Here is a 7,956-nt window from a genome sequence, read left to right as displayed (position 1 = left end):
GTTCCCATCAGCCATCGCATCAAGAAATGCGCCTGGAACGACGACTATCTCATCAATGCCATCACTCATATGCGATAGCCCTGCCACGAGTGGGGAGATCGGCAGTTCGCGCTCCGGCCGTTAAACTTTCCCGACCTCGAAAATTGGCGAAAGCGGCGGTGACATCCAATCTCCCTCCTTGTGGGGGAGATGGCCGGCAGGCCAGAGGGGGCGCGCAGGAACGCGACGTGCGATACGTAGCGTCTATGCCGCCGCACTCCCCTGCCCGGCCCCGTCCCGAAACCACCCGAGCCCGGCTTCCGTTCCGCCCTTCGGCTTGTACTCCGCCCCGACCCAGCCGGGGTACCCGATCCTGTCGATGTGCTTGTATAAAAAAGGAAAATTGATCTCGCCCGTCCCCGGCTCATGACGGCCAGGATTGTCCGCAAGCTGGATATGCGCGATGCGGTTGAGGTTTGCCTCGATGGTACGGGCGAGATCCCCCTCCATGATCTGCATGTGATAGATGTCGTATTGCAGGAACAGGTTCTTCGAGCCGACGCGGTCGATCAGCGCCAGCGCCTGGTCCGAGTAATTCAGGAAGAAGCCCGGGATATCGCGGGTGTTGATCGGCTCGATCAGCAGCCGGATGCCGGCCTGCTCCAGCTTTTCCGCCGCGAAAGCCAGATTTTCGGCGAAGACGTCTTCCAGCACGGAGCGATCGACGCCCTGCGGCGCGATGCCGGCGAGGCAATTGACCTGCTCGCAACCCAGCGCGTGCGCGTAGGTGACGACCTTGGCAATGCCTTGCCGGAACTCCGGGATGCGGTCCGGCAGGATCGCGATGCCGCGCTCGCCCTTGGCCCAGTCACCGGCAGGCAGGTTGAACAGGACCTGCGTCAACCCGTTCTGCTTCAACCTTGCCGCAACGACATCCGGCGCATGGTCATAGGGACCGATATACTCGACACCCCTAAAGCCCGCTCGGGCGGCGGCATCGAAGCGGTCGAGGAAGTCGTGCTCGCCAAAGAGCATCGAAAGATTGGCTGAAAACCGTGGCATGGCAGTAATTCCTCATAAAACAGCTAGTCGAGCATGACGATCGCCGTCGGCGCGTCTTCGTGATGCTCGGCAAGCTCCTCGAACTCGGTGATCTTGTCGATTTCGGTGCCCATCGAAACGTTGGTGACGCGCTCGAGGATGAATTCGAGCACAACCGGAACCTGGTGCTCGTTCATCAGGCGCTGCGCCTCCTCGAAGGCACCGGCGAATTCCTCCGGCTTGCGCACCCTGACGGCCTTGCAGCCCATCGCCTCGGCGACAGCGACGTGGTCGACGCCGTAGCCAGCTTCGGCATCGCCCTGTCGATTGACGTTCTCGAAGGCCAGGCTGACTTCGAAATCCATCGAAAACCCGCGCTGCGCCTGGCGGATCAGGCCGAGATAGGCATTGTTCACGACGACATGGATGTAGGGCAGTCTGTGCTGCGCGCCGGCTGCCAGTTCCTCGATCATGAACTGGAAATCATAATCGCCGGAAAGTGCGACAATGGTACGGTCCGGATCGGCGGCGCGAACGCCGAGCGCCGCCGGCAATGTCCAGCCGAGCGGCCCGGCCTGGCCGCAATTGATCCAGTTGCGCGGCTTGTAGACATGCAGGAACTGCGCCCCGGCGATCTGCGACAGGCCGATCGTGGTGACGTAGGTGGTGTCGCGGCCGAACGCCTTGTTCATCTCCTCGTAGATGCGCTGCGGCTTCAGCGGCACCTGGTCGAAATGCGTCTTGCGCTTCATCGTCTTCTTGCGCTGCCGGCATTCGCCGGCCCAGCCCGACCAGTCGCGCAATTTCCCGGCCGTCCTCCATTCGGTGGCGACGTCGAGCAGCATTTTAAGCGCCGCACCGGCGTCCGAGACGACGCCAAGGTCCGGCGCGAAGACGCGGCCGATCTGCGTCGGTTCGATATCGACGTGGATGAATTTCTTGCCCTTGGTGTAGACGTCGACCGAACCGGTGTGGCGGTTGGCCCAGCGGTTGCCGATGCCTAATACGAAATCGGCTTCGAGCATCGTCGCATTGCCGTAGCGGTGCGAGGTCTGCAGCCCGCACATGCCAGCCATCAGGCGGTGGTCGTCGGGGATCGCGCCCCAGCCCATCAGCGTCGGAATGACAGGCACGCCGGTGACTTCGGCGAATTCGATCAACAGGTCCGACGCATCGGCGTTGATGATGCCGCCACCGGCGACGATCAGCGGCTTGTCGGCCGCATTGAGCATTTTCAGGGCCTTCTCCGCCTGAGCGCGCGACATTGCCGGCTTGAACGGCACCAGCGGCTCATAAGCATCGATGTCGAACTCGATCTCAGCCAGTTGCACATCGACCGGCAGATCAACGAGAACCGGCCCCGGCCGCGACGAGCGCATCAGATGGAACGCCTTCTGCAACGCCATCGGCACCAGATAGGGTTCCATGACGGTAACAGCCCATTTGGCGACGGGCGCGGCGATGGCGGCGATGTCGACAGCCTGGAAATCCTCTTTGTTGAGGCGAGCCCGCGGCGCCTGCCCGGTGATGCAGAGGATCGGGATGGAATCGGCAGCGGCCGAATAGAGGCCGGTGATCATGTCGGTGCCGGCGGGACCCGAAGTGCCGATGCACAGACCGATATTGCCCGATCTGGCGCGGGTAAATCCTTCGGCCATATGCGAAGCCGCCTCGACGTGCCGCGCAAGGATGTGGCGGATACTGCCCCTCGCCTTCAGCGCCGAATAAAGCGGGTTGATCGCAGCACCCGGCACGCCGAAGGCACAGGAAATGCCTTCTTTTTCGAGGACGAGAACCGCTGCGTCGACTGCGCGCATCTTGGCCATGTCAGCCTCCACGGAATTGTTGATGGCCGATGATGCCAGTGCGCCGACTATTTTTCAATTTTTTCAGAATATTTTTTCATTTCTAGAGAGCGGCTCTTGTGAATTGAATTGATTGGCCTTTCTGTTTTCCATGAATTCGCTTCGCAAATCGATGAAAAACTTTTTCATTGCTTGCTTGGGCGAACAGGGGAAGAATGGATCCATGGAAACCACCGAAAAACGCCAGCGCGGCCGGCCGCGCGCCTTCAACGGACCGTCCGAGGCCGCTTCGGTGCAGTCGCTGGACCGGGCGCTTCGCATCCTGGCAATCGTGGCCGACGGCAGTGGCCTGTCGCTGAGCGAGATCGCCGCCAGCTCCAGTCTGCCGGCATCCACCGCCTACCGCATGCTGACGACGCTGGAGAACCATGGCATGGTCGAGTTCGACGGCACCGACCAGCTGTGGTCGATCGGCGTCGAGACCTATCGCATGGGCGCGGCGTTCCTGCGCCGCCGCAAGCTGGTCGATCGCGCCCGCATCGTCATGCAGGAATTGATGGAGAAGACCGGCGAGACCGCCAATCTCGGTGTCGCCGAGGACGATTGCGTCGTCTTCGTCAGCCAGGTCGAGACGCACCAGGCGATCCGCGCCTTCTTCCGGCCGGGCACGCGCAGTTCTTTCCACGCCTCGGGCATCGGCAAGGCGGTGCTGGCGCATCTCGAGCCGGAGCGCGTCGCCACTATCCTGCGCCGGGCCGGGCTGGAGCGCTTCACTGAAAACACGCTGTCCGACATCTCGGCTCTCGCCCGCGACCTGGTGACGATCAAGCTGCGCGGCTGGTCAGTAGACGACGAGGAGCGGCATCCGGGCATGCGCTGCGTTGCCGCCGCCATCTTCAACGAGTTCGGCGAGCCGATTGGCGGCGTTTCAGTCTCCGGGCCGACGGTGCGGGTCACGCCGGAACGGCTGGCCGAGATCGGCCCGTTGGTGCGCGATGCAGCTGCGGAGGTGACGAGGATGATCGGCGGCCTGCCGACACCTCCCGGCCTTGGCAGCGAACCGAGCGCATGGCAGCGCTGACCAGCGCCGAATGGTGCGACATCTGCCAGGATGGCCAGAGCTAGGCCCCGGGCACCGCGCTCTTGGTCGATAGGTCGTAGAAATCAAGCAGCATCGCCAGCCCAACTCCGCAGGCGGTGAAGATGAGGCCGGCAATGAAGATGCGATTGGCGCGTTCATAAACGCGCCGTTGTAGACACGTTATGTCGAGCAGCAACCGCAGCGCTCGTATCTGCAGGGCAATGCCGATCAAAATCGGCACGACGGCGGCCAGGTGATAGATTTCCCATGGTATCGGGTTGGCGGCCCAATGCGTGATGAAGCCCAGCGAGAACGCCAGCAGGATGCCGACGGTGGTGATTGTGCCGTTGCGGAAAATCGTCTCGATCGGCTCTTCGTTCGGATCGTGCTCGCCCAAGCGCCCTCTCCCTGTTTCGGCTCGGCAGTAGATTGCTGTTCGGCTTGTAGATTAGGCTGCTGGGAAACCCCTGTACATCGGCAAGAGCCGAACGGCGGGATAAGGCAGTTTTCAGTGTTGGCGATTGGCGAAAGCCGTGCGGCAATCCAATCTCCCCCCTTGCGGGGGAGATGTCCGGCAGGACAGAGGGGGGTGCGAAGGATCGCAAATTTTCGATTTAGCCCATTCCGAACGTCTTGAGGGGGAGGCTCCGATTGCCTGGCAAGTAGTGCGGGGCAGCACCCCCCTCTGCCCTGCCGGGCATCTCCCCCGCAAGGGGGGAGATTGGCAGTTTCGTCGACGGCGCCCAATTCAAAAATGATGAGCTATGCCGACATTGGCAGTCGACCATTCGAATAGGAACTCAGACATACAGAAAAAGGGGCGGTGGGATGCCCCTTCTTCCGGTTGCCTGAAACGGTCACCTCCTCTCAAAACGGGCGGTAGTGGCTCTCAAAGGTGGCAGCGATGGCGATAACCGTCGTACCCGACATAGGTGTCCGAGTACGGGTCGTAGCTCTGGTAGCGATTGAGGCAGCGCCGGACATGCCAGGAGCCGCCGTCTTCCTCGATATAGACGGTGCGCGGCTGGGCGAGCGCGCTGCCGAGCAGGAAGCCGCCGACACCTGCAGCAATGCCGATGCCGGGTGCTTGTTGTAGTGCTTGTGATGGGCGGCCGAAGGCTGAACCGTACCAACCAGCATGGCGGCGGCGACGGTGGTGGCGACGAGGCCGGAAACGATGGTGCGTTTGAACATGACGATCTCCTTGTTGTGAGAGGCGACCCACCGCCTCTTGACCGTCAGTCGTCGCAACAAGGAAAAAGGTTCGAAGATCTTTTTGGATTTTTTCTCGAAGGGAGAAATCGCCCGGCCTGATGCGTCGGCCGCGACCACGAACAGTCGCCGGTCGACAGTTCACCGGAACAATCGGCAGACCTCAGCCCATGCCGGTGATATGGCGAAGCCAGAAGGCGAGCGCGATGAAGCCGATGATGGTGGTGACGCCGGTCCAGTCGATATTGGCGCGCTTCAGATCCCTGACGAGCTTCACCAGGAGAACCCAGGCCACGACGACGAGCGGGAGAATGATGACAAACCTGATCATGCGACAGCCTCGCTGATGCGATTGCACCTTCGGTCAATATAGGAAGCGAATTGGCCGTTTTCAGGACGCCCTGGCGGCAGAACCGGCGCGGTCGCGGCAGCCGAAAACGGAGTTTTGTCTTTACTGGCGCAGCAAATATGCTAACCCGAGCGCCGTGCCCTTGTAGCTCAGCTGGTAGAGCAGCGGTTTTGTAAACCGAAGGTCGGCGGTTCGATTCCGTCCGGGGGCACCAGTGCGGTCTTGAGACCTCGGGGGCGCTTGATATCTGCTCGTCCCCGATATCCACAGGCCGGGGCCGTCAGATCGGTAGCACATCAGCTTCAACGCATATATTCCCTAGCGGAAACCATAGTTCCCTAGCGGAAAACCTAGGAGTCTTCGTTGGAGCAGAAACGCACGACCGCCCCCTTCATCAACGGTATGTTTGGCGGCCTTATCGTCTTCGCCTTCGCGCTTGGTTTCCGTTTCCTGATAAGTCCCGATCCCGATCCAGCATCAAGAGCAACGACAAGCCTTTCCGTACTGGCCTTTGCGATTTGTTTCGGCGCGGCTTTCCTCCGCGAGCATCGACGCCAGATTGCCGCCGCCAGAGAATATCTAAGCCGCCCAAGATCGTATTAGGGCGTAAGTGTCGGGACCGTCCTCGTCGGGTCACCAGAAACTTCCGTGAAATCGCTGGCAAAATCTATCGCCAGACAACGAGTTAGCATCTCGTATCTGGAGACGCTGAGCTCGGGCGTGTCGCCGCCGTTGCAGAGCCGTCGTTTCGGCCCGCTCTCCCGGCCTCGGCCATCTCGTACCATTCGATTAAATTGCCCCTGTGTATATTAGCACTCGCTCAATTAAGCGCGCCGACAATGTCGGTGCGGCGGGCCAAAAACCAAAGGGTGTTGTCATGCGAAGCGATTTCGCCGCGGCGCGCGAGCTTTTGGAGTGCGCACAAAACCGCCTCTGCGGCGCGGATGAAACGAGCCGACGCGTCAACGAGGCCCTCGACGCGCTGATTGAAGAAATAGCCATCGCGGAATTCCGCAAGGCGCCACTGACGGTCGTGCCGTTTCCGCGAGCGCGGCCACCTAAGCATATTCGGTAGAGCGTCGTGCCTGTGTTAACGAGGCCGGCGCTCGCGATCGCCTGTAACCGTTGAAGCACCAGGCCTTCAACGTATAGTTGGCGGCACTGATGCTATGAAACCACGAGCTGATCCATGTCACGCTGTGGAGATGTCTACGAGAACAAGGTGACCGGCGAATATGCCGTCATCCTGCGTGGCACAGAAGACCGCGGCCAGGGACCTGGCATCGCCCATCTGACCGCTCGGCCGGGGGCCGCAGTGGTGGGCGAGCACTTCCACCCGAACCTGACGGAACGGTTTACCGTCCTCGGCGGCCGGCTCGACGCTTGCATCGCCGGAAAGACTTTGTCTCTGGGGCCTGGCCAATCCGCCGCGATCGAAGCAGGCGTCGCACATGATTGGTGGAACAGCAGCAAAACCGAAGAAGCGCATGTCCTGGTCGAAGTCGACCGGGCACCAGGTGCGGATGATATCGACCCGAACCGTTTCGAGCTGCTGATTGGCATGCTCTTCGGCCTGGCCAATGCCGGCAAGGTGGACAAAAAAGGCAGGCCTTCGCCGCTTCAGGCGGTGGTCATCGCCAGGGAATTTGCCGACGTTATCGTCTTCACGCACCCGCCACCTGCGATTCAGCGAGTGGCGCTGGGGATCCTGGCGCCACTCGGCCATCTGCTCGGCTATCGCGCGATCGACCCCGGCTATTGCAAGCCGCACGGGCACGTCACGCCGGCGCCCGAAGCCCTCGCTCGGGCAGGTCTTTCGGCTGGGTGACTGCAGTCAAACCCCAATCGCCGCCACCAATATCCTATTCTGCCGCCGTATCGCAGTGCGCAGTTCGGCCATCCTCGCCTCCTCGCGCTTCACGAACTCGATGAACATCATGTTCATGTTGTTGAACACCAGTTCGCCGAGCGCCGTCCCGTCGATGTCGCGGCGCACCAGGCCGAGCGCCTGCAGGCGGGCGATCAGCGCACGGATCTGCTCGGTCAGTGCCCGGTCGAGCGCGGTATAGGCCTGGCCGAACGGGCTGTCGGGCAGTTGCGTCGAGATCGCCATCGCCTGTCGCCACATCTCCTTGCTGAGATAATGCAGCGAATGCTCGATATAGATGCCGAGCAGTGTGTCCAGCGCGTCGCCGACATTGGCCGGCGGGTTGGCCACCACGCCGCGCCCGGCATTGAGCACTTCGTTGACCTCCATCGAAACGATGGCGCCGAGGATGTCGCCCTTGTTCTGGTAATAATTGTAGATCGTGCCGACCGAGACTTCAGCCTGCGCGGCAATCGTCTCGATCTTGGCGCCTTCATAACCGGCATCGCGGAAAAGCGCCGCCGCCGCCTCGATGATGCGGCGGTGCCGATCCGCCTTCTGCCTTGCCCGCAATCCGCTCATAGCGGCTGTTTGCCACAAAAACAGAATTGACTCAATTTTA

Annotated in this window: 10 protein-coding genes and 1 tRNA gene; 5 read left to right on the top strand and 6 right to left on the bottom strand. The window is 61.4% G+C overall.

Features of this window, described 5'->3' with window-relative positions:
* Positions 1–243: 243 nt before the first annotated feature.
* Entirely contained in the window at positions 244–1,041 is a 798-nt protein-coding gene (gene hyi, locus NKI50_RS19955) for a hydroxypyruvate isomerase (RefSeq protein ID WP_352484572.1), read from the bottom strand.
* 23 nt (positions 1,042–1,064) lie between these two features.
* Positions 1,065–2,846: a glyoxylate carboligase gene (gene gcl / locus NKI50_RS19950; RefSeq protein ID WP_352496178.1), complete on the bottom strand. Its 1,782-nt coding sequence runs from the start codon at positions 2,844–2,846 to the stop codon at positions 1,065–1,067.
* 202 nt (positions 2,847–3,048) lie between these two features.
* On the opposite strand from gcl, the gene bhcR reads away from it, so the two are divergent.
* Complete coding sequence (gene bhcR, locus NKI50_RS19945; RefSeq protein ID WP_352484570.1) at positions 3,049–3,906, top strand: HTH-type transcriptional regulator BhcR; 858 nt, start codon at positions 3,049–3,051, stop codon at positions 3,904–3,906.
* 40 nt (positions 3,907–3,946) lie between these two features.
* Here bhcR and NKI50_RS19940 read toward each other — a convergent pair whose 3' ends face one another.
* The 3 genes from NKI50_RS19940 to NKI50_RS19930 form a co-directional block, all read right to left on the bottom strand.
* Positions 3,947–4,303 (bottom strand): hypothetical protein, encoded by a 357-nt coding sequence (locus tag NKI50_RS19940; protein WP_023717507.1) that lies wholly within the window; start codon positions 4,301–4,303, stop codon positions 3,947–3,949.
* A gap of 492 nt (positions 4,304–4,795) precedes the next feature.
* Positions 4,796–5,131: a BA14K family protein gene (locus NKI50_RS19935; RefSeq protein ID WP_352717382.1), complete on the bottom strand. Its 336-nt coding sequence runs from the start codon at positions 5,129–5,131 to the stop codon at positions 4,796–4,798.
* Positions 5,132–5,281: 150 nt separating this feature from the next.
* Positions 5,282–5,449: a hypothetical protein gene (locus NKI50_RS19930; RefSeq protein WP_023717505.1), complete on the bottom strand. Its 168-nt coding sequence runs from the start codon at positions 5,447–5,449 to the stop codon at positions 5,282–5,284.
* A gap of 156 nt (positions 5,450–5,605) precedes the next feature.
* On the opposite strand from NKI50_RS19930, the gene NKI50_RS19925 reads away from it, so the two are divergent.
* The 4 genes from NKI50_RS19925 (at position 5,606) to NKI50_RS19910 (ending at position 7,295) form a co-directional block, all read left to right on the top strand.
* A tRNA-Thr gene (locus tag NKI50_RS19925) sits at positions 5,606–5,681 on the top strand.
* 149 nt (positions 5,682–5,830) lie between these two features.
* On the top strand, positions 5,831–6,070 hold the full coding sequence (locus tag NKI50_RS19920) for a hypothetical protein (RefSeq protein WP_031193539.1): 240 nt from the start codon (positions 5,831–5,833) through the stop codon (positions 6,068–6,070).
* A gap of 274 nt (positions 6,071–6,344) precedes the next feature.
* Positions 6,345–6,542 (top strand): hypothetical protein, encoded by a 198-nt coding sequence (locus NKI50_RS19915; RefSeq protein ID WP_352496180.1) that lies wholly within the window; start codon positions 6,345–6,347, stop codon positions 6,540–6,542.
* 114 nt (positions 6,543–6,656) lie between these two features.
* Positions 6,657–7,295, top strand: coding sequence for a cupin domain-containing protein (locus NKI50_RS19910; protein WP_352643523.1), 639 nt, complete (start codon positions 6,657–6,659; stop codon positions 7,293–7,295).
* Between the two features lie 6 nt (positions 7,296–7,301).
* Here the strand turns inward: NKI50_RS19910 and NKI50_RS19905 are convergent, their stop codons facing one another.
* Positions 7,302–7,916, bottom strand: a complete 615-nt coding sequence (locus tag NKI50_RS19905) for a TetR/AcrR family transcriptional regulator (RefSeq protein WP_352643520.1) — start codon at positions 7,914–7,916, stop codon at positions 7,302–7,304.
* Between the last annotated feature and the right edge of the window lie 40 nt (positions 7,917–7,956).

Source organism: Mesorhizobium sp. M0563, assembly GCF_040321065.1.
Lineage (GTDB): Bacteria > Pseudomonadota > Alphaproteobacteria > Rhizobiales > Rhizobiaceae > Mesorhizobium.
Note: the sequence above shows the minus strand (reverse complement) of the source record. Positions and strands in the feature narration are given on the sequence as shown.